The sequence below is a fragment of the Mesorhizobium sp. M4B.F.Ca.ET.143.01.1.1 genome, assembly GCF_004792275.1.
Taxonomy (GTDB): Bacteria; Pseudomonadota; Alphaproteobacteria; order Rhizobiales; family Rhizobiaceae; genus Mesorhizobium; species Mesorhizobium abyssinicae.
In genome coordinates this window covers 185947-204563 of sequence record NZ_SRSR01000006.1, presented here as the reverse complement: position 1 = coordinate 204563, position 18617 = coordinate 185947, and the positions used below count along the sequence as shown (strand labels likewise).

The 18617-nt window shown below is 66.2% G+C and carries 20 protein-coding genes and 1 tRNA gene; 14 read left to right on the top strand and 7 right to left on the bottom strand.

Annotation, left to right across the window (positions count from 1 at the left end; translation table 11 throughout):
* Entirely contained in the window at positions 1-984 is a 984-nt protein-coding gene (locus EN786_RS16920; protein WP_127309181.1) for an ABC transporter permease, read from the top strand.
* Between the two features lie 2 nt (positions 985-986).
* Entirely contained in the window at positions 987-1934 is a 948-nt protein-coding gene (locus EN786_RS16915; RefSeq protein WP_127309180.1) for an ABC transporter permease, read from the top strand.
* Positions 1935-1949: 15 nt separating this feature from the next.
* Here EN786_RS16915 and EN786_RS16910 read toward each other — a convergent pair whose 3' ends face one another.
* Positions 1950-2549 carry a TetR/AcrR family transcriptional regulator gene (locus EN786_RS16910; protein WP_189340259.1) on the bottom strand — a complete coding sequence of 200 codons (600 nt, stop codon included), beginning with the start codon at positions 2547-2549 and terminating at the stop codon, positions 1950-1952.
* A gap of 242 nt (positions 2550-2791) precedes the next feature.
* Between EN786_RS16910 and EN786_RS16905 the strand changes: the two genes are divergently transcribed.
* From EN786_RS16905 to EN786_RS16880, 5 genes are all read left to right on the top strand, one after another.
* A complete protein-coding gene (locus EN786_RS16905) occupies positions 2792-4861 on the top strand; it encodes a 3-hydroxyacyl-CoA dehydrogenase NAD-binding domain-containing protein (RefSeq protein WP_135908680.1) in 2070 nt (689 codons plus the stop codon).
* A gap of 333 nt (positions 4862-5194) precedes the next feature.
* Positions 5195-6220 (top strand): BMP family protein, encoded by a 1026-nt coding sequence (locus EN786_RS16900; RefSeq protein WP_127286418.1) that lies wholly within the window; start codon positions 5195-5197, stop codon positions 6218-6220.
* A 171-nt stretch (positions 6221-6391) separates the two neighbouring features.
* Entirely contained in the window at positions 6392-7903 is a 1512-nt protein-coding gene (locus EN786_RS16895) for an ABC transporter ATP-binding protein (protein ID WP_127286419.1), read from the top strand.
* 242 nt (positions 7904-8145) lie between these two features.
* The gene (locus EN786_RS16885) at positions 8146-9195 is read left to right on the top strand and encodes an ABC transporter permease (protein WP_127286420.1); all 1050 of its coding nucleotides are present in this window, start codon (positions 8146-8148) and stop codon (positions 9193-9195) included.
* Positions 9192-10136, top strand: coding sequence for an ABC transporter permease (locus EN786_RS16880; protein WP_127286421.1), 945 nt, complete (start codon positions 9192-9194; stop codon positions 10134-10136). The genes EN786_RS16885 and EN786_RS16880 overlap by 4 nt, the downstream gene beginning before the upstream one ends.
* A 212-nt stretch (positions 10137-10348) precedes the next feature.
* Here EN786_RS16880 and EN786_RS16875 read toward each other — a convergent pair whose 3' ends face one another.
* Positions 10349-11116, bottom strand: coding sequence for an SDR family oxidoreductase (locus tag EN786_RS16875; protein WP_127286892.1), 768 nt, complete (start codon positions 11114-11116; stop codon positions 10349-10351).
* 291 nt (positions 11117-11407) lie between these two features.
* On the opposite strand from EN786_RS16875, the gene EN786_RS16870 reads away from it, so the two are divergent.
* Positions 11408-11557 (top strand): hypothetical protein, encoded by a 150-nt coding sequence (locus EN786_RS16870; RefSeq protein ID WP_127311725.1) that lies wholly within the window; start codon positions 11408-11410, stop codon positions 11555-11557.
* A 130-nt stretch (positions 11558-11687) separates the two neighbouring features.
* Positions 11688-12629 (top strand): LLM class flavin-dependent oxidoreductase, encoded by a 942-nt coding sequence (locus EN786_RS16865; RefSeq protein WP_127311724.1) that lies wholly within the window; start codon positions 11688-11690, stop codon positions 12627-12629.
* An 8-nt stretch (positions 12630-12637) separates the two neighbouring features.
* Here the strand turns inward: EN786_RS16865 and EN786_RS16860 are convergent, their stop codons facing one another.
* On the bottom strand, positions 12638-13312 hold the full coding sequence (locus EN786_RS16860) for an isochorismatase family cysteine hydrolase (RefSeq protein WP_127311723.1): 675 nt from the start codon (positions 13310-13312) through the stop codon (positions 12638-12640).
* Positions 13313-13576: 264 nt separating this feature from the next.
* On the opposite strand from EN786_RS16860, the gene exbB reads away from it, so the two are divergent.
* From exbB to EN786_RS16845, 3 genes are read left to right on the top strand one after another with little or no spacing between them, the layout of a single operon-like run.
* A complete protein-coding gene (gene exbB / locus EN786_RS16855; protein WP_127286889.1) occupies positions 13577-14539 on the top strand; it encodes a tonB-system energizer ExbB in 963 nt (320 codons plus the stop codon).
* A gap of 6 nt (positions 14540-14545) precedes the next feature.
* On the top strand, positions 14546-15004 hold the full coding sequence (exbD, locus tag EN786_RS16850) for a TonB system transport protein ExbD (RefSeq protein ID WP_127286888.1): 459 nt from the start codon (positions 14546-14548) through the stop codon (positions 15002-15004).
* Positions 15001-15969 (top strand): energy transducer TonB, encoded by a 969-nt coding sequence (locus EN786_RS16845; RefSeq protein ID WP_135908678.1) that lies wholly within the window; start codon positions 15001-15003, stop codon positions 15967-15969. The genes exbD and EN786_RS16845 overlap by 4 nt, the downstream gene beginning before the upstream one ends.
* Before the next feature lie 31 nt (positions 15970-16000).
* On the opposite strand, the gene EN786_RS16840 is transcribed toward EN786_RS16845, so the two are convergent.
* From EN786_RS16840 to EN786_RS16825, 4 genes are all read right to left on the bottom strand, one after another.
* Positions 16001-16219, bottom strand: coding sequence for a hypothetical protein (locus tag EN786_RS16840; protein WP_127286976.1), 219 nt, complete (start codon positions 16217-16219; stop codon positions 16001-16003).
* A 126-nt stretch (positions 16220-16345) separates the two neighbouring features.
* The gene (locus EN786_RS16835) at positions 16346-16537 is read right to left on the bottom strand and encodes a hypothetical protein (protein ID WP_127310240.1); all 192 of its coding nucleotides are present in this window, start codon (positions 16535-16537) and stop codon (positions 16346-16348) included.
* A 207-nt stretch (positions 16538-16744) separates the two neighbouring features.
* On the bottom strand, positions 16745-17128 hold the full coding sequence (locus tag EN786_RS16830; RefSeq protein ID WP_245478259.1) for a glycoside hydrolase family 99-like domain-containing protein: 384 nt from the start codon (positions 17126-17128) through the stop codon (positions 16745-16747).
* 481 nt (positions 17129-17609) lie between these two features.
* Positions 17610-17685, bottom strand: a tRNA-Ala gene (locus tag EN786_RS16825).
* A gap of 149 nt (positions 17686-17834) precedes the next feature.
* On the opposite strand from EN786_RS16825, the gene EN786_RS16820 reads away from it, so the two are divergent.
* Complete coding sequence (locus EN786_RS16820; RefSeq protein WP_127286979.1) at positions 17835-18125, top strand: YggT family protein; 291 nt, start codon at positions 17835-17837, stop codon at positions 18123-18125.
* 9 nt (positions 18126-18134) lie between these two features.
* Positions 18135-18461 (top strand): DUF167 family protein, encoded by a 327-nt coding sequence (locus EN786_RS16815; RefSeq protein WP_127286981.1) that lies wholly within the window; start codon positions 18135-18137, stop codon positions 18459-18461.
* The last annotated feature ends 156 nt before the right edge of the window (positions 18462-18617 follow it).

The following is an 18617-nucleotide window of genomic DNA, read 5'->3' as shown; positions in this document are numbered from 1 at the left end:
ATGACGGCGGCCTCGCTCGAAACCAGATTGAAGGCGTCGCCGGCTGGCGGCGGCGCGGCGGCGCGGGCGCGCATGCTGCGCAGCCTGCTGCCGGCGCTGTCGCTGGCGCTGGTGCTTTTCGCGATCGCCTGGCTCAACCCGCGCGCCATCTCCTATTTCGGCTTCACCCTGATGCTCAACCTGGCGATCCCGATCGCGCTGGCTACGATCGCGCAGATGTTCGTCATCGCCGGCAACGAGCTCGACCTCTCGATCGGCACCTTCGTCGGCTTCGTCGGCTGCGTCACCGCGACCTGGCTGAAGGATGCGCCGCTCGTCGGCATCGCGGTGCTGCTCGGCTCAATCGGCGTCTACGCGCTGCTTGGCGCGCTGATCCACCTGCGCAACCTGCCGTCGATCGTGGTGACGCTCGGCATGAGCTTCGTCTGGCAAGGCCTTGCCATCCTCGTCCTGCCGAAGCCAGGCGGCAAGGCGCCCGACTGGCTGCTGTCGCTGATGGCCTTCAAACCGCCCCTCATTCCGTTCCCGATCATCGCCGCGCTGGTGATCGCGGCGGTGGTGCATATCGGGCTGATGCGCACCTCCTACGGCGTCATACTGCGCGGCTCCGGCGGCAATGCGGCGGCGCTTAGGCGCGCCGGCTGGTCGCTGCTTCGGACGAAGATCGTGCTGTTCGCGCTGACCGGCCTGTTCGGCGTGCTCTCCGGCATGGCGCTGATCGGCATCACAACCTCGGCCGACGCCAATATCGGCAATGGCTACACGCTGCTGTCGATCGCGGGCGTCATCCTCGGCGGCGGCGAGTTCGTCGGCGGCCGGGTGTCGCCGATCGGCGCTGTCATCGGCGCGCTGACGCTGGCGCTCGCCGCCTCGCCGCTCTTGACCTTCATGCACATCCCGCCCGACTGGCAGGTGGCTGCCAATGGCGCCATCCTGATCATCGTGCTGGCGGCGCGGGTGCTGATCAGCCGCAAGGAGAGGTGAGGATGGCCTCGCTGCGGACGATGCTCGCCAAACCCTGGATCTGGTCCTTCATCGGCGCTTTCGTCGTGTGGCTGGCGACCATCGCCTTCACTGGCGGCTACGGCGCCGGCGGCATGATCACGGCGGCACTGTCGCTGGCCGTCTTCACCGTCATCGTCGGCGTCGGTCAGATGTTCGTCATCACGCTCGGCCCCGGCAATGTCGATTTGTCGCTGCCGGCCAATATCGGGCTGGCCAGCGCCGTGGCGATGAAGGTGATGGACGGCAATGATGCGATGATCGCCGTCGGGCTGATTGCCGCGCTTGGCTGCGGCGCGGCGATCGGCGCGGCCAACTATCTGCTGATCTGGGCGCTGAGGATCCCGCCGATCATCGCGACGCTGTCGGCGAGCTTCATCATCCAGTCGATCGATATCAGCTATGGGCGCGGGCTCCAGATCAAGCCGCCGCCGGGCTTCGCCGACTTCACCAATTGGCAAATCCTCGGCATACCGGTGCTGGCGCTGCTGACGGTGGTCTTCACCGTCGGCGCGGCAACGGCGCTGCAGCGCATGATCTATGGCCGCTCGGTGCTGGCGATCGGCCAGAACATCCGCGCCGCCTGGCTCGCCGGCGTCAATGTCGGCCGCGTCCGTTTCCTCACCTATACGCTCTGTGGCGCGCTGGGCGGCATAGACGGCGCGCTGCTCGCCGGCTATTTCCGCGGCGCCAATGTCGACATCGGCAACGAATACCTGCTCGCCTCGATCGCGGTCGTGGTCATCGGCGGCACGTCGGTGGCAGGCGGCAAGGCCAATGTGCCGGGCGTCTGGGGCGCCGGCCTGTTCCTGGTGCTGCTGCTCACCATGCTCAACACCTTCGGCGTCAGCGCCGGCGTGCGGCTGGTGCTGACCGGACTGATCATCGTCGGGGTGATCACGGCGGCGGGCGGCGAGAAGGCGGTTCGCTGAGCGCACCTCGTCGCGTTAGCCCTCACCTGCCTCCAGATGCCTGTTCAGCATCAGTCGCAATTCGTCCAGCACGTCGTCGCGCATGCGCGTCTCGCCGGCCAGGCTCAGCGGGATGCGCATCAACTGCGGCACGATCACCGCCAGCCGCTCCGCCTGCTCGGTCGGCAAGGGCGGATAGGCCTGAGCAAACAGGGCGGCGATCTGCTCCCGGCGGTGGGCGCGCAACGTGCGCCGCCATTGATCGTCACCCGGCAGGTCGAGCAGCGCCGAATAGGCGGGGTGCGTAGCCATGAACGTACCCAACAATGCGAACAGCTGGTCGGCGATCGTCGCCGCATGCATCGCCTCGGTCTGCTCGCGCAAGGCGTCGAGCTCGGCCGACAGCTCTTCCGCATGCGCCTCCAGGATGGCCTGCGCCATCGCCTGCTTGGTCGGGAAAAACAAATAGAGCGTGCCGATGGCCGCGCCCGCGTTGGCGGCGATCTCGGTCATCGTGGCGGCGTCAAAACCCCTTTCGACGAACAGTTCCGCCGCCGCCGTCATCAGCGCCGCGACGCGGTCGTGCCCTCTTTTCTGTTGCGGCGCGCGCGGTTGCGGCGCCTTTTCCGAGGCCATCGTCATATTTCCAGCTGAGACTATCCTCATATATAACCGAGGCTGCCCTCATGTAACAGCGCTGGCGGCGCGCATGCCAGCGTTGCCGGACGGCATCGCGCCTGCCAATCTGGCGGGCGGGGCCGGCGACACGGGCTTGCGGCCGGCAACGATTGGGCCAGGGGCCGGATCGGGTTCTCATCGGCTGGCTGGCCCTGTAAACCGCGACCCGCGGTGAATAGCGATCTTCGGGAGGGTCCAGCTTGTCCAGTTTCGTCAGCGTCACCAGGGACAACAGCGTCGCGGTGGTCGCGATCGACAACCCGCCGGTCAACGCGCTGAGCTTCCATGTCCGCCAGCCGCTGTTCGAGGCGCTGGCCGCCCTGCGCGACGATGCTTCCGTCACGGCGATCGTCCTCGCCTGCGCCGGGCGCACCTTCGTCGCCGGCGCGGACATCACCGAATTCGGCAAGCCGGTGCAGCAGCCGGAGCTGCGCGCCATCGTGGCGCTGCTCGAGACCATCGCCAAGCCGACGGTCGCCGCCATCCATGGCACGGCGCTGGGCGGCGGGTTGGAACTGGCGCTCGGCTGCCATTTCCGTGTCGCCGACCAAGCCGCCAGGCTCGGCCTGCCCGAGGTAAAGCTCGGCCTGCTGCCGGGCGGCGGCGGCACGGTGCGCCTGCCGCGCCTGGTCGGCGCGGCGAAGGCGCTCGGCATGATCGTTTCGGGAACGCCGATTTCGGCCGGCGAGGCCAAAGCGGCGGGTCTTGTCGACGCGGTCTTCGAGGAAGAACTCCTTGCGGCGACCATTCGTTTCGCTGGCGAAATGGTTGCGGACGGCGGGCCATTCCTGCCGGTTCGCGACCGCAGTGAGCGCCTTGCCGAAACCGATCTTTCGGCTTTCGACGCCCAGGCCACCGAGCTGGCCAGGAAGGCGCGCGGCCTGGAGGCTCCGCTTGCCTGCGCGCAGGCAGTACGCAACGCGATCACGCTGCCATTCGATGAAGCGCTGGCGGCCGAGCGCCAGCTCTTTCTCAAGCTGGTGTCCGGCGACCAGTCGCGGGCGCAGCGGCATCTGTTTTTCGCCGAACGCGAAGCGGCAAAGATACAAGGCAAGGACGTCACGCGGCGCAAGATCGCCCGCGTCGGCATCATCGGCGCCGGCACGATGGGGGGCGGCATCGCGATGGCCTTTGCCAATGGCGGCTTTCCGGTGACCTTGCTCGAAACCGGCGAGGAGGCGCTGCAACGGGGCCTCGCAATGATCGAGAAGAACTACGCCGTCTCGGTCGGGCGTGGCTCGCTAACGGAAGAGGCCAGGCAGCAACGGCTTGGCCTGTTCAAGGGCAGCACCGACTATGCCGACCTTGCCGATTGCGACCTGGTCATAGAGGCCGTGTTCGAGGACATGGCGGTCAAGAAGGAGGTGTTCGGCAAACTCGACGCGGTGGCCAGGCCGGGCGCGATCCTTGCCACCAACACCTCCTATCTCGATGTCGACGAGATCGCCGCCTCGACGTCGCGGCCGCAAGATGTGCTCGGCATGCATTTCTTCTCGCCGGCCAATGTCATGAAGCTCCTGGAAATCGTGCGCGCCGATATGACCGCGCCCGACGCGCTGGCGACGGTTGCGGAGCTGGCGCGGCGCATCGGCAAGGTGCCGGTCGTCGTCGGCGTCTGCCACGGCTTCGTCGGCAATCGCATGCTGTCCGCGCGCGGCACGGAGAACGAAGCGCTGTTGCTGGAAGGGGCGACGCCCGGCCAGGTCGACAAGGCGTTCATCGATTTCGGCTGGCCGATGGGGCCGTTCCAGATGGGCGACCTCGCCGGCCTCGACATCGGCTGGCGCAATCGCAAGGCGCGCGGCCAGATAGCTGTCATCGCCGACACGCTCTGCGCGCAGGGCCGTTTCGGCCAGAAGACCGGCAGGGGCTGGTATCGCTATGAAAGCGGCTCGCGCGAGCCCGTCCCTGATCCCGAGGTCGAGGAATTGATCCGCGCCAAGGCGGCCGAGCTCGGCATCGCGCGGCGCGAGATCGGCGCGGACGAGATCATCGAGCGCACGCTCTATCCCCTCGTCAGCGAGGGCGCGAAGATCCTGGAGGAAGGCATTGCCGCCCGCGCGTCGGACATCGACGTCGTTTGGACGAACGGCTACGGCTTTCCCATCGGCAAGGGTGGGCCGATGTTCTGGGCCGGCCTCGAAGGGGCTGCGAAGATCGTCGAGCGGCTGGAGCATTGGCACCGGCTAACCGGTCGGGTGATCTTCGAGCCGGTGCCGATGCTGAGAAGGTTCGCGGAGACGGGGTCGTGGGACGGTGCTGGCGGCTAGTACGGTCATCGACCATCTAGAATGAACGCCGCGTTCCTTCACGCCCCCCTCTGTCCTGCCGGACGTCTCCCCCACAAGGGGGGAGATTAGCGGTTTTGGCGCCTCGCTCTTCTAGCCACGCTGGTAAAGCCGGCGTGACATCCGATCTCCCCCCAAGTGGGGGAGATGTCCGGCAGGACAGAGGGGGGCGCTGTCCCGCCACCCTTCCGGCATCCAAGCGACCACATCAAATTTGACCATGTGGACAAAACTCAGACACCGTTCCATAGTCCAGCGTCTGACATTCCTGAGAACGGCCGGCTCGACACGGCTGTCAACCAGAGGGGCACTTCCATGAAAGACGATCATAGCAAGACGCAACGCGCCGGCCTGTCGCGGCGCACCGTGCTGGAACTCGGCGCGCTCGGCCTTGCGGCGGCGGTGCTGCCGAATGCCGCCTTCGCCAAGGACAAGAAGCTGAAGGTGGCGGCGATCTTCGCCACGCCGATCGAGGAGCCGTGGGACAACCAAATCCACGTCGCCCTGCAGAAGGCCGAGAAGGAGCTGGGCATCGAATACAAATGGTCGGAGAAGGTGCAGACGGCCGACTTCAGCCGCGTCATGCGCGAATATGCGCAGGGCGGCTACCAGCTGGTGCTGGGCGATGCCTTCGCCGCCGAGCGCGAGTCGCGCCGCACGGCAAAACAGTTCCCGAAGACCGCATGGCTGTTCGGCTCCGGCGCCGGGCCGGCCGAGCCCAATTTCGGCGTCTTCGACAACTGGATCCATGAGCCGGCCTATCTCTCCGGCCTGATCGCCGGCAAGATGTCGAAGTCCGGCACGGTCGGCGCGGTCGCGGCGATGGGCATTCCGGAAGTGAACCGGCTGGTCAACGCCTTCTTCGCCGGCGCCAAGGAGGTCAACCCGAACGTCAAGAAGAAGGTCGCCTTCATCGGCTCCTTCTTCGATCCGCCGAAGGCCAAGGAAGCAGCCGTGGCGCAGATCGATGCCGGCGTCGACGTCATCTATGCCGAGCGCTTCGGCGTCATCGAAGCGGCGGTGGAGAAGAAGATCCTCGCCATCTCCAACATGTCCGACCAGTCGAGCCTCGGCCCGGATACGGTGATCACCGGGCCGGTGTGGGACATGTACCCGACGGTCGAGCAGGCGATCAAACTGGTCAAGGCGGGTGTCTTCACCGCGCAGGACTATGGCGACTTCTCGCGCATGGCCAAGGGCGGCTCGTTCCTGGCGCCGTATCACAAGTTCGACAAGACGCTGCCGGCCGAGGTCAAGGAGCTGGTCGAGAAGAAGAAAGCCGAGATCCTCGAAGGAAATTTCCGCGTCGACGTCGACGAGAACACGCCGGTTTCGGATTAGAGCCGGCGTTCCCCTCCCCCTTGAGGGGAGGGCGGCCCGCAGGGCCGGGAGGGGTCGCCCGCGACGCGCTCCAGCTTGCTAAGTCATAGGTCGAGGCGGTTGAGGTGACCCCTCCCGCCTCGCTTCGCTCGGCACCCTCCCCTCAAGGGGGAGGGATACCAGGAGTATCCCTTGTCCGCCCCTTTGATCGAAATGCGCGGCATCACCAAGAGCTTCGGCGCCGTCAAGGCGAACGAGGCCGTGAATCTCAGCGTCGCACCTGGCGAGATCCTTGGGCTGCTTGGCGAGAACGGCGCCGGCAAGACAACGTTGATGAACGTGCTGTTCGGCGCCTATGCACCTGACGCCGGCGAGATACTGGTCGAGGGCCGGCCGGTCGCCATCCACAGTTCGGCAGACGCGCTCGCCGCCGGCATCGGCATGGTGCACCAGCATTTTCATCTGGCGCCGCGGCTGACGGTGCTGGAGAACCTCCTGATCGGCATTCCGGGCAAGTCAGGCCGCATCGACCGCGCTGGCGGGCTGGCGCGGCTGAAGGAGATCGGCCGCCAGCACGGCTTGAGCCTCGATCCCGCCCTGCCGGTCTCGGCGCTGTCGGTCGGCGAGCAGCAGCGGCTGGAGATCATCAAGGCGCTGTTTCGCGGCGCCAAGCTTTTGATCCTCGACGAACCAACGGCGGTGCTGGCGCCAAGCGAGGTCGACGGCCTGTTCGCCGCCTTGCGCTCGATGGCGGGCCAGGGACTCGGCATCATTTTCATCTCGCACAAGCTCAACGAGGTGAGAGCGCTGACCCACCGTTGCGTGGTGCTGCGGCACGGCAAGGTCGCCGGCCGCGTCGACGACCCCGCCAACACGACGTCGTCCGAGATGGCGCGATTGATGTGCGGTCATGAGATCGTGCCGCCGACCAAAGAGGCTTCGACACCGGGCGGCTCCGTGCTGCTGCTCGATCGCATCTCGACCTCGGGCCATGCCGGCACGCCGCTGCGCGAGGTGTCGCTCTTCGTCCGCTCCGGCGAGATCCTCGGCATCGCCGGCGTCTCCGGCAATGGCCAGCGGGCGCTGGCCGATGTCATCTCCGGCATGCTGCCACCGAAAACCGGCACGATGACAATGGCCGGCAAGGCAGTTGCGCAATTCTCGCCGCGCGTGGTGCAGGCACTCGGCCTTGGCCGCATCCCCGAGGACCGGATGACGACCGGCCTGGTCACCAACCTGCCGCTTGCCGATTCCATGGTGCTGCCGCGCATCGGCACCGAGGCGTTCAGCCGCAAGGGTCTGCTCAATCCGTCCGCCATCCGCGCTTTCGCCGAAACCCAGATCAAGGCCTATGACATACGCTGTCCCGGACCGATGGTGCGCGCTGGCGCGCTCTCCGGCGGCAATCTGCAGAAGGCACTGCTGGCGCGCGAGCTCGCCTTCGATCCGAAGGTGCTGATCGTCTCGCAGCCGACGCGCGGCCTCGATATCGGCGCCGCCCGCTTCATCCACGAAAAGTTCCTCGCCATGCGCGCCAAAGGCTGCGGCATCGTCGTCATCGGCGAGGATCTGGAAGAGCTGCTGATGCTCTCGGACCGCATCGCGGTCATGTATGAGGGCCGCATCGCCGGCACGCTGGCCGGCGCGGAGGCCACCGTCGCAAGGCTCGGCCTGATGATGACCGGCGCGGAGGGGAGGGCGTAGAGCGTGGGTTTGCCTCTGATTTCGAACGTCGGCGCCGCCCCTCACCTGCCTGCCGGCATCCTCTCCCCGTATAGTGAGGGGGAGAGGGGCGCTTTCATCGATGATTTCGCCAATCGCGAGCGTTGCAAGAAGGGTGTGACGGCTGCGGCCAGCCCCCTTCTCCCTGTCACTATACGGGGAGAAGGTGCCGGCAGGCGGATGAGGGGCCGCGCCGACATCTGGCGAGCGGAGGGCCACGCCTGATGTTTCGCCTGGAAGCCCGCACCAGCACTCCGGCCTGGTTCAATCTGGCGCTGCCGCTGCTTGCGATCGGCGCCGCGCTCGTCCTTTGCAGCGGGCTGATAGCGGTGGCCGGCGCCGGCGTGATCGAGGCTTATGGCGTGATGCTGTCGGCCTCGCTCGGCGACAGCTACGCCATCACCGAGACGCTGGTGCGCGCCGCGCCGATGATCTTAACCGGCCTGGCGGTGGCGGTCGCCTTCCGGGCAAAATTCTGGAACATCGGTGCCGAGGGCCAGTTGCTGGCGGGCGCCGTGGCGAGTTGCTTCGTCGGCGCCATCCCGATGCCGGGCACTCTCGCCATGCTCCTGATGGCGCTGGCGGGTGCCGCGGCCGGCGCCGCCGTGGCGCTGGTGCCGGCGACGCTGCGCGTCAAATTCAAGGTCGACGACGTGGTCAGTTCGCTGCTGCTCAACTCGGTCATCTATTACGCGCTGATGGCGCTGATCGAGGGGCCGTGGAAGGATAGCTTCAGCGGCTATCCGATCTCGCCGCCTATCGAGGATTCGGCCAATTTCCCGGTGCTGGTCGAGGGTACGCGGCTGCATCTCGGCGTCGTGGCGGCGCTGGTCGCGGCGCCCTTGATCTGGTTCCTGATCGCACGCACGACGCTCGGCTTCCGCATCCGTGTCACCGGCGAGAATCCGGAAGCCGCCCGCTACGGCGGCATCAACGTGCAGCGCGTGCTCATCTCGACCGCGCTGCTCTCCGGCGCGCTGGCGGGCCTGGCCGGCGTCGGCGAGGTCGGCGGCGTGCATTTCCAGGTGATGAGCGACATTTCGCCCGGCTACGGCTATTCCGGCATTGTCGTTGCCATGCTGGCCAGGCTTAGTCCGCTCGGCGTGGTGCCGGCGGCGCTCTTCCTTGCCGCGGTGATGACCGGGGCCGAGGCGATGTCGCGGGCGACCGGCGTGCCGGCTTTCCTCAGCGACGTCATCCAGGGCACGGCGCTGCTTGCCATGCTGGTGGCGCTGCTGTTCACCGCCTATCGAATTCGGCGGGTAGCGACATGAGCGCGGTGTTCGAGCAGATTTTCCAGGTCGGCTTCCTCGCCGCCATCATCCGCATCGCCACGCCGCTCGCCTTCGCCACGCTCGGCGAAATGTTTTCCGAGCGTGCCGGCGTGCTCAATCTCGGCATCGAAGGCATCATGCTGTTGTCGGCAATGGCCGGCTTCACCGCCACCAGCCTCAGCGGCAGCCTGTGGCTCGGCGTGCTGGTGGCCGTGGCGACTGGGGCGCTGATGGGCGCGGTGCATGCGCTGTTCACGGTGGCGCTGGGCTTAAGCCAGCATGTCTGCGGCATCGGCGTGACGCTGTTCTGCTCAGGGCTCGCGTATTTCCTCTACCGGCTGATCTTCGGCCAGCAGTCGGTGCCACCGAGCATCAAGGGTTTCCAGCCCGAGCCGATCCCGCTGCTTTCGGACATTCCGATCCTCGGCCCGGCGGTGTTCAACCAGTTCACGCTTGTCTATCTGGCGATCATCGCCGTTCCGCTCGCCGCCTTCGTGCTCTACCGCACGCCATGGGGGCTCTCCGTGCGGATGGTCGGCGAGAACCCGCGCGCCGCTGACTCGGCCGGCGTCAGCGTGATTGGCACGCGCTTCCAGGCGGTGATCCTTGGCGGCGCGCTGATGGGCCTTGCCGGCGCATTCCTCACCATGGCGCAGTTCAACGCCTTCACCTTCGGCGTGGTGTCCGGGCGCGGCTGGGTGGCGATCGCGCTGGTCGTGTTCGGCCGCTGGGACCCGTGGCGCTCGGCGGGGGCGGCGCTGCTGTTCGCCTTCGTCGACGCGCTGCAGCTCAGGATGCAGGCGAGCGGGCTCGGCCACATCCCCTACGAAGCCTTCCTGATGCTGCCCTTCATCTTCACCATCGTCGCTATGGCCTTCATGTCGCGCAACGCGGTCGCGCCCTCGGCGCTGCTCAAGCCGTTCCGCAGGGAGGAGCGTTAGAGGACTTGGCGCCCTTTCCTCTCCCTCCGGAGCGGGAGAGGTGGCGCTGCGAAGCAGCGGCGGAGCGGGGGAACCACCTCGCAACCGTCGCCAACCGATGCGCAGGAAACTCCCTGCACCGCGCCGAGGGTCGACCCCCACTCCGTCGAGCTGCGCTCGACACCTCTCCCCCGATCGACGGGGGAGAGGAAGGGCGCCAAGCTTGGGACGCTTCACATCGCCGTAAAGGCGTTGTCGACGAAGAGATGCGCGCCGTTGACGAAGCTGGATTCGTCGCTGGCCAGAAACAGCGCGGCCTTCGCCACTTCTTCCGGCTCGCCGATGCGGCCCTGCTGGGCGGCGAGTGCCGCGTCGGAGACGTCGACGCCAAGTTTCCCTAGGTCGGCCACCTCGCGCAGCCCGTGCGGGGTGCGGATGAAGCCGGGGCAGACGGCGTTGCAGCGAATGTTGCGGTCGCGGAACTCGACCGCGATGGCGCGGGCGAACATGTGGCAGGCGCCCTTGGTGGTGTCGTAGAGCACCTCGTTCGGCGTCGCCGCCACCGCCGAGATCGACGAGGTGCAGACGATCGAACCGCCGCCGGCCGCGATCATGCCGGGCAGCACCGCGCGCGTCATCAGGAACATCGAGCGGACATTGACGGCATGCAGCCAGTCCCATTCCGTGAGCGTCGTCTCCAGGAACGGCTTTATGACGATGGTGCCGGCATGATTGAACAGCACGGTGACCGGACCAAGCTTTGCCGCCGCCGCCTTCGCCGCGGCTTCGACCTGCGCCTCGTCGGAAACATCGGCCACAAAATGCTCGGCGACATGGCCGTGGGCGCGGATCGCCGCCGCGGTCGCCGCCGCTGCCTCACCGTTGCGGTCGATGATCGCCACCTTGGCGCCTTCCGCCGCGAACAGTTCGGAAGCCGCCCCGCCCATGCCCGTCGCGCCGCCCGAGATGATGGCAACCTTGCCCGCCAGCCTTCCGCCCATTGTTTCCTCCGTCCTGTTGATGCTTCACGCGTGAACCGGCAACGATGCTAACCCGCGCGTGTCGGATGGCCAAGCTCGCCTGGCCGCACCGCCGTCACGCCGGCTCCGGCACGACTGCGGAAACCCAAGGCGGCGTCATCGTCTCCGCAGCGGTTTCCCCTGGATAGGGCAGACGCAGCAAGCCAAACCAATGTCCAGCGCGATATGAGAAATTCGTTCTGCGGATCGCGCAAAAATAGCAATCGACAAAGTCTACTAACTTTATAGATTAAGGGTGAGACGGAGGCCGACATGTCCTATTACCAAAACACCCAGACAGACCGCAGAGGCCAAACCATCGGCCAGAACTGGCGGCCGGCCTATGGCGGGGCCTTCGCCTATCTCGTTTTCACCCTTGCGTTCGTGTTCACCGGGGCAGTCGTTCTGGGCCTCATTCCCTGAGGCGCGGGAACCACGGGGTGGCGGCCTAACGCTTTCAGGCAACCGGAGTTTAGTGAGCCGCGTCAGCGGCGCGTTTTCACGCGCCCTGTGGTTTCGATATGCGATTCCAAACGTGATGGAGGAGATGGCAATGCCGATCGAGTTCACGCATGTTCCGGGCAAGTCTGCCAATGGCAGCTTCTTCTATGATTTCGCCGAGACCGCGACGAAACTGTCGCTGATCGAGGATGTCGGCTTCCAGCAGATCGTCGTCGACGATCCGGCCGGCCTGCTCACCAATATGGACATTGCCGCGCAGGCACTGAAGCGCACCGCATTGCTGGAGGTGGTGCTGACCCACTGGGCCGGCGTGGTCGAGCCGACGGTGGCGGCCAGGCAGCTTGCGGCGCTCGCTGCCAGGAGCGGTGGCCGGCTGTCGCTGAGGATGCTCAGCGAGCCGCTCAGCGACGAGGATGCCGAGGCGCGGCCGGTCGGGCACACCGTGGTGTGGCAGCGCATCGATGAATATCTGGTGCTTCTGAAGCGCCTGTGGTCGAACGACAGGCCGTTCGACCATGAAGGCGCCTTCTACAGCGTCAAAGGCGGTTATGTGCCGCGCAAGGGCCCGCACGGCGCCGACGTGACGATCCGGCTTGGCGGCCAGTCGGGAACGGCGCTCAGGGTCGCCGGCCGGCACGCGGATGTGTTCGAATTGTCGGCCGGTTCGCCGGACGAGGTCGGCCAGTTGATCGAGCGCGTGCGCGCCGCCGCGGCCGAGCATGGAAGGGTCGGCAAACTGCGCTTCGCGCTGCCCGTGCGCATCCGTTCGCAAAAGGATGAAGGCATCGCCGAGCACAAGGCGGTCGCGGTTTCCGGGTCGCCGGCCGAGATCGCGCTGTCGCTGCTGCCCTATGCGGCGCTCGGCATCCATGAATTCATGGTCGGCGGCATCGACCGTTCGCGGGAGATCGCGACGACGGGCCGCGAAACGGTCACGCTCGTCGCCAATTCACTGGCGCGTCTCGAGAACAGCGTGACGCAGCCCGGCGCATTCGTGCCGCGCCTGCCATCGCAATCCCGCGCCCCGGCCTGACCGGGTCGTCAGCGCGGCCCGCCGGCAAGCCGGGCCAGCGCTTCGATAACGGCGTCCGAATCCGCCAGCGCGCCGAAGACGCCGTCCTCGACCGTCACCATGTGAAGCGCGGCTTCATGCGCCTGCCTGTCGCCGCTGGCGCAGGCGTCCGAGATCGTCAGGCACTGGAAGTTGCGGTCGCAGGCCTCGCGCAGCGTGGTGTGGACGCAGACGTCGGTCGTGCATCCCGTGAACAGGAGATGCGTGATGCCGCGTGCGCGCAGGACCAGCTCCAGGTCGGTGTAGGTGAAGGCGCCATTGCAGGTCTTGTCGACGACGATGTCCTGCGGCGCGACCTCGATATCGGCGACGATCTGGAAGCCCGGGCTGGAGCGCAGCAATATGTCGGTGCCGTCGAGCCCCGCCCGCTGGCGACGCCATTTCTCGTAAGGCGTCATGTCGGCCATGTCGGCGCGGTAGCCTTGCCTGGTATGCACGATGGTCAGGCCGGCGGCGCGCGCAGCCGCGATCAGCCGGTTGACCGCCGGCAGGATCGCCCTGAGCGGCGAAGGGTCATAGCCCTTTCTGGCGAAGTAGCCTGTCGGCGACAGGAAATCCTGCTGCAGGTCGATGACCAGCAGCGCGGTGTGTCCCGGCACCAGCCGGCCGTCATAGGGGAAATCGAACGGGATCGCCTTGATCATCGGCTTGCCTCGCGCTTGCCGCCGCTATCGTGGCCGGAGATGGCACCGCAGTCCATAGGCAGGATCATTGCCCTCCGCAGAGGCGCACGTTGGGCAGCAAGGCGCAATTCGGCCTTGCGTTGGAACGCCATGACATTTTTTGTTGATTCAAAAAGTCATCTTCATAGTTGACTAGTAAACTCATGTTTTATAGTCAACCGTTGATGGCAGCCGGAAACCGGTTGTCGACGATCGCGCAAGCCCGAGTTGCAGGAAGGCCAGAGCGTGGCTGGACATGGTCTTTTCGCGGCGCTGGCCGCAGCGTTCATCCTGTCGGCAGGCGCGGTCGTCGCGCAGGAGCAATCGTCGACGCCAGCTCCGGCCGTGCAGGCGCCGGCGGCGACCCCTGCCACGCAGGCACCGGCTGCGGCGGCGCCCGCGACAACCGCTCCCGCCATGGCTGCTCCCGTTGCACAGCAGCCGGGCGTTCAGCCGGCTCCGACCGCCGCTGGCGGTGAGCCGTCGACGGCGATCGCGCTGACACTGCCGCACGATCTGTCGCCCTGGGGCATGTTCATGGCCGCCGACATCATCGTCAAGGCGGTGATGATCGGCCTCGCCTTCGCCTCGCTGGTCACCTGGACGATCTGGCTGGCAAAGTCGATGGAGATCCTCGGCGGCAAGCTGAGGGCGCGCCGCGCCGCGCAGGCGATCGGCAATGCCGCGACGCTAATGCAAGCGGGTCGCGCGCTCGGCCACAACAATGGCCCCGGCGCGCTGCTGGTGCGCGAGGCCGAGGAGGAGGCCGCGCTTTCGGCCGGCGCGCTCGGCCATGTCTCCGGCGACGGCCTGAAGGAGCGCGTCACTTCCAGGCTGTCGCGCATCGAGGCGGCGGCGGCGCGGCGCATGTCGCGCGGCACCGGCTTGCTCGCGACGATCGGCTCGACCGCGCCCTTCGTCGGCCTGTTCGGCACGGTGTGGGGCATCATGAACGCGTTTATCGGCATCTCGCAGGCGCAGACCACCAATCTGGCAGTGGTGGCGCCCGGCATCGCCGAAGCCCTGCTCGCCACAGCCATGGGTTTGGTGGCGGCAATCCCGGCGGTGGTCATCTACAACGTCTTTGCCCGCTCCATAGCCGGCTACCGGCAGATCCTCGCCGATGCCGCCGCCGGCGTCGAGCGGCTGGTCAGCCGCGACCTCGATTTCCGCACCGTGCCGCCGGCAGGCACGATCGCGGCGGAGTGAGCGGACATGGCGGCGCGGATTCGCGAAACGGTGGGCGAGGATCTCGAGGAAAGCCACGAGATCAACGTCACCCCGTTCATCGATGTCATCCTGGTGCTGTTGATCATCTTCATGGTCGCGGCGCCACTGGCGACGGTCGATGTCAATGTCGACCTGCCGGGCTCGACGGCGACGCCGGCGCCACGGCCCGAGACGCCGCTGTTCCTGACGCTGAAGAGCGATCTTACGCTCTCCATCGGCAATGACAGCGTGCCGCGCGCCATGTTCGCCATCTCGCTCGACGGCCGCACCAAGGGCGACAAGCAGACGCGCATCTTCCTGCGCGCCGACAAGACGGTCGGCTATGGCGAGCTGATGGAGGTGATGAACCTGCTGCGCGCCGCCGGCTATCTCAAGATCGCGCTGGTCGGCCTGGAGACGCTGCCTTCGGCCGATGCGCCGGCGAGCGGAGGCGCTGTCCTATGACTGGCGCAGCGGCGGCTCTGTCCGGCATCGGTCAGCCGCGTTTCGGCGCGCGCGAGACCGGCCTGTGGACGGCCGCCGCCGCCCTGATCCTGATCGCGCATGTGGCGGTCGCCTATGCGGTGCAGAGCTTCAGTCTTGCCGATTCCGCCGATGGCGGGCCGCCGCCGGCGCTGGCGATCGAGATGTCGCCGCTGGCGGTCGCGCCCGCGGTGCAGGAAGAGGCGCTGGTGCCGGATACGGTGATGCCTGACCAGGCCGAGCCGGTCGAGGAAACGGAGACGGTGACGGCGGTGCAACCGGTGACCGAGCCGGCGCCTGAGCCGGTTACCGAAGAGGCGGAACCGACCGCCGAACAGCCGGTCGCGACCGCGCCGGCGGCGCCGACGGTCGCCGCGCTGAGCGAGCAGCAGCCGCTGGACGAAGTGGTCCCGGACGTCGTCGAGACGGTGGCGCCCGAAGTCGTCATCCCGTTGCCGCAGCCGAAGCCGGTGGATGCGCCGGCGGAACCCAAGGTCAAGAAGCCGGTTGAGGCCAAGGCGAAGAAGCCCGTCGACAAGCAGCGACCGAAGAAGGAGAAGCCGGCGCCGGCGGAGACGGCGATGGCGGCCAGCGTCGACGCCAGGCCGGCCGCGCGCATGGCGGCGCCGAAGGCAACGGAGGGAGCGCAGCGGTCCGGCGCCAGTCCGGCGCGGTGGAATTCCAGCCTGGCGGCGTGGATCAGGCGGCACACGCGCTATCCGAGCGCGGCCCGGTCGAGGCGGGCCGAAGGCAGCCCGAACGTAACCTTCACGGTCGATTCCTCCGGCCGGGTAGTCTCCGCCCGGCTGGCGCGGTCTTCCGGCGACGCCGACCTCGACCGCGCGGCAATCGGCGCGCTGCAAGGCGCCTCGGTGCCGGCGCCGCCACCCGAACTCGGCGCCCGCGTCACCCGCACCGCGCCGTTTGTTTTCAGTCTGCGGAACTAGAGCATGGAGACTTTGTCCCCGCGGCGCAGCCCTAAAGGTGCACGATCGCCGGAAGCTTGAGGCGCATCCGCTGGCTTTCGGCGAAGGCCAGGGCAAAGGATCCCGGCTCGAACGAGTAGGTGCGTTCCTCCTCGTCCTCGAGGACCCGGACAAAACATTGCCTGTCCGTCTCGACCAGTTCAATCCGCGTGCCCGAAGGGCCGCCATAGCGGTCCAGATAGGCACGCGCTTCGCGTTGTGAATAAGGCACGGCTTCCTCCCATCCGACGAAAACATGCACTGACGCTAATGAACCTTTGGGCCGCGAGAGACTATGACGTAGCTCACATGGGCTCGGCGTTTCGGGCAGCGATCGGCGCGGCCTGACCGGCCGGCCTCAGCGCCTGCCCGAAAAAATCATCTGCGCGAGCTTCTTCCTTTCATGCATGGCGGGGCCGGCCTGCCAGCCGACGTCCTGCTGCAGGTTCGGCGGCAGGGCGTCCATCATGTACCTGGTCTTGGCGCTGTTGTGCGCACGCATGATCAGGCGGCTGTAGTCGGCCAGGCTTCCGAGCATCGACATCGGCATTGTCCTTCGCGTCGTTGCGACGGCGAAGTGATCGCCGTCGCATGATGCAGGAAGGATGTGCCGGGTCCGTTTCGGGGGGATGGCACGAAAAGGCACGGGCTGTTTCCGGAATCATCGGTTTGGAAACATTGGCATGCAAATGACTTCGATCGCCTTGCTGTCAGGACAATCCCGGCGAAGCGGCAAGAACGGCTCCGGAATCCTTTGTCACATGTCGGCTGCCGGCGGGGCCGACAGGACATCCCGCGTCTGCTGCAGATAGGCGTAGCCGTAGCGGGCATCGGGCTCCAGATAGGCCCCCTCGGCCCATTCGTTCCAGGCGTTGACGAATATCAGGCGGCTGTCGAAATCGGCAAAACGATCGGATGTGTCGACGACCGCGTTGCTCAGCCATACGCGAGAACTTCTATCACTCTGCGCGCCTTCGGATGGTCGACTGTCCGGGCGTCTAGGTCTTTTCCCAAAACCTCGTAAACGTGAAGTCAGATGACTTTTGCGACGAAGGCAAAGGGACAGTGGCCTGATTGTCAGTGCCGAAATCGTAGCTGCCAAACGCGCTATCGAAATCGAGTACGGCTTGGCAGTACGCACCGTTCGCGCGCCGGTACTCGTTGAGGAGCATTCGCCGCGACTTATCCGGCATATCCGTGGACCGACCAAACTCCTCAAGAATCCGATCCATCATGAAGTTGTCGAGAGAATTCACATCCGCTGCTTCTTTGAAAGTCTCGGCGTTCGGAACGCGTGCGCCTGCAATAGCGTGCTGGAAACTCGATATCACAAGCGGGGATAGGTGCCCGTTCTCTCTGATGGATCCGTTGCGCCCCACCAGAGGGGCTACGCAGCTGAGGCTGTGCGCTGCTAGCAATGCTTCGCAACGATCCCTGGTAACCAGAGATAGTCGAATAGCTGTCGCAGCTCCCTTGGGGTGCAACGGTCTAGGTATGGGGTATCGATAGTAGAAGATTCCGTGTCGGGAGCGTGACAGGTAGGCGGGCATGCGCATAGCAATGGCTCACTTGGTTGTCCCACCAGCGAAAACCCATTGCTAAGGCTTTGATTTTAGATCCGCTGGTGGAGCTGAGGGGGATCGAACCCCTGACCTCATCATTGCGAACGATGCGCTCTCCCAGCTGAGCTACAGCCCCGTCCAGCGGATGGCGCATTTATCGGGCGCGACCGTTTCGTGTCAAGGCGAAACGACCCGACATCTGCCGTCCGCTCCGGCATGCGCGCAAGGCGGCTCTTGCCGCTTTGGCCGGCAATGGCTACATGTCGGCAACAATTGGAGACCGGCATGATCGCCCTTATTCAGACCATCGTCATGGCGCTTGACCTCTACTGGTGGATCATCATCGCCTCGGCGATCTTTTCCTGGCTCTATGCCTTCAACGTCGTCAACTCGCGCAACCAGTTCGTCGGCACCATCGGCAACGTGCTCTACAGGCTGACCGAACCGGCGCTCAGGCCGATCCGCCGTTTCATGCCCGATCTCGGCGGCGTCGACATCTCGCCGATCATCCTCTTGCTGATCATTTTCTTCATCCGCCAGTTCCTGCTGACCACGGTGCTGTCGCTGGTCGTCTGAGGCATGAGCATGCCGCCGTTCCGCTCGCGCGACGACGGCATAGACCTGTTCGTCCGGCTGACGCCGAAGGCGGCGCTCGATCGGATCGAGGGCGTCGAGACGACAGCCGACGGCAGAAGCCACCTCAAGGCCCGTGTGCGCGCCGTGCCGGAAAACGGCGCCGCGAATGCCGCGCTGGTAAAACTGGTTGCCAAGGCGCTGGGCGTTCCGGGGTCGTCGGTGTCGGTTGTCGCGGGAGGCACGGCGCGGCTGAAGACGCTGCGGATAGTGGGAGATGCGGCTGAGCTGGCGAAGCGCATCGAGGCATTGAGCGGCGGCCAAGGCAAACCGCATTGATGGCTGCTAATCATATCGTCGGTCGGCGCTGCCCCTCATTGCCCTGCCGGGCATTTCTCCCCGTATAGTGACGGGGAGAAAGATGCCGTCGCCGGCGATTTCGCCAACCATAAACGTTGCAGAAAATTGCGCTGCGGGCGCGGCCAGCCCTCTTCT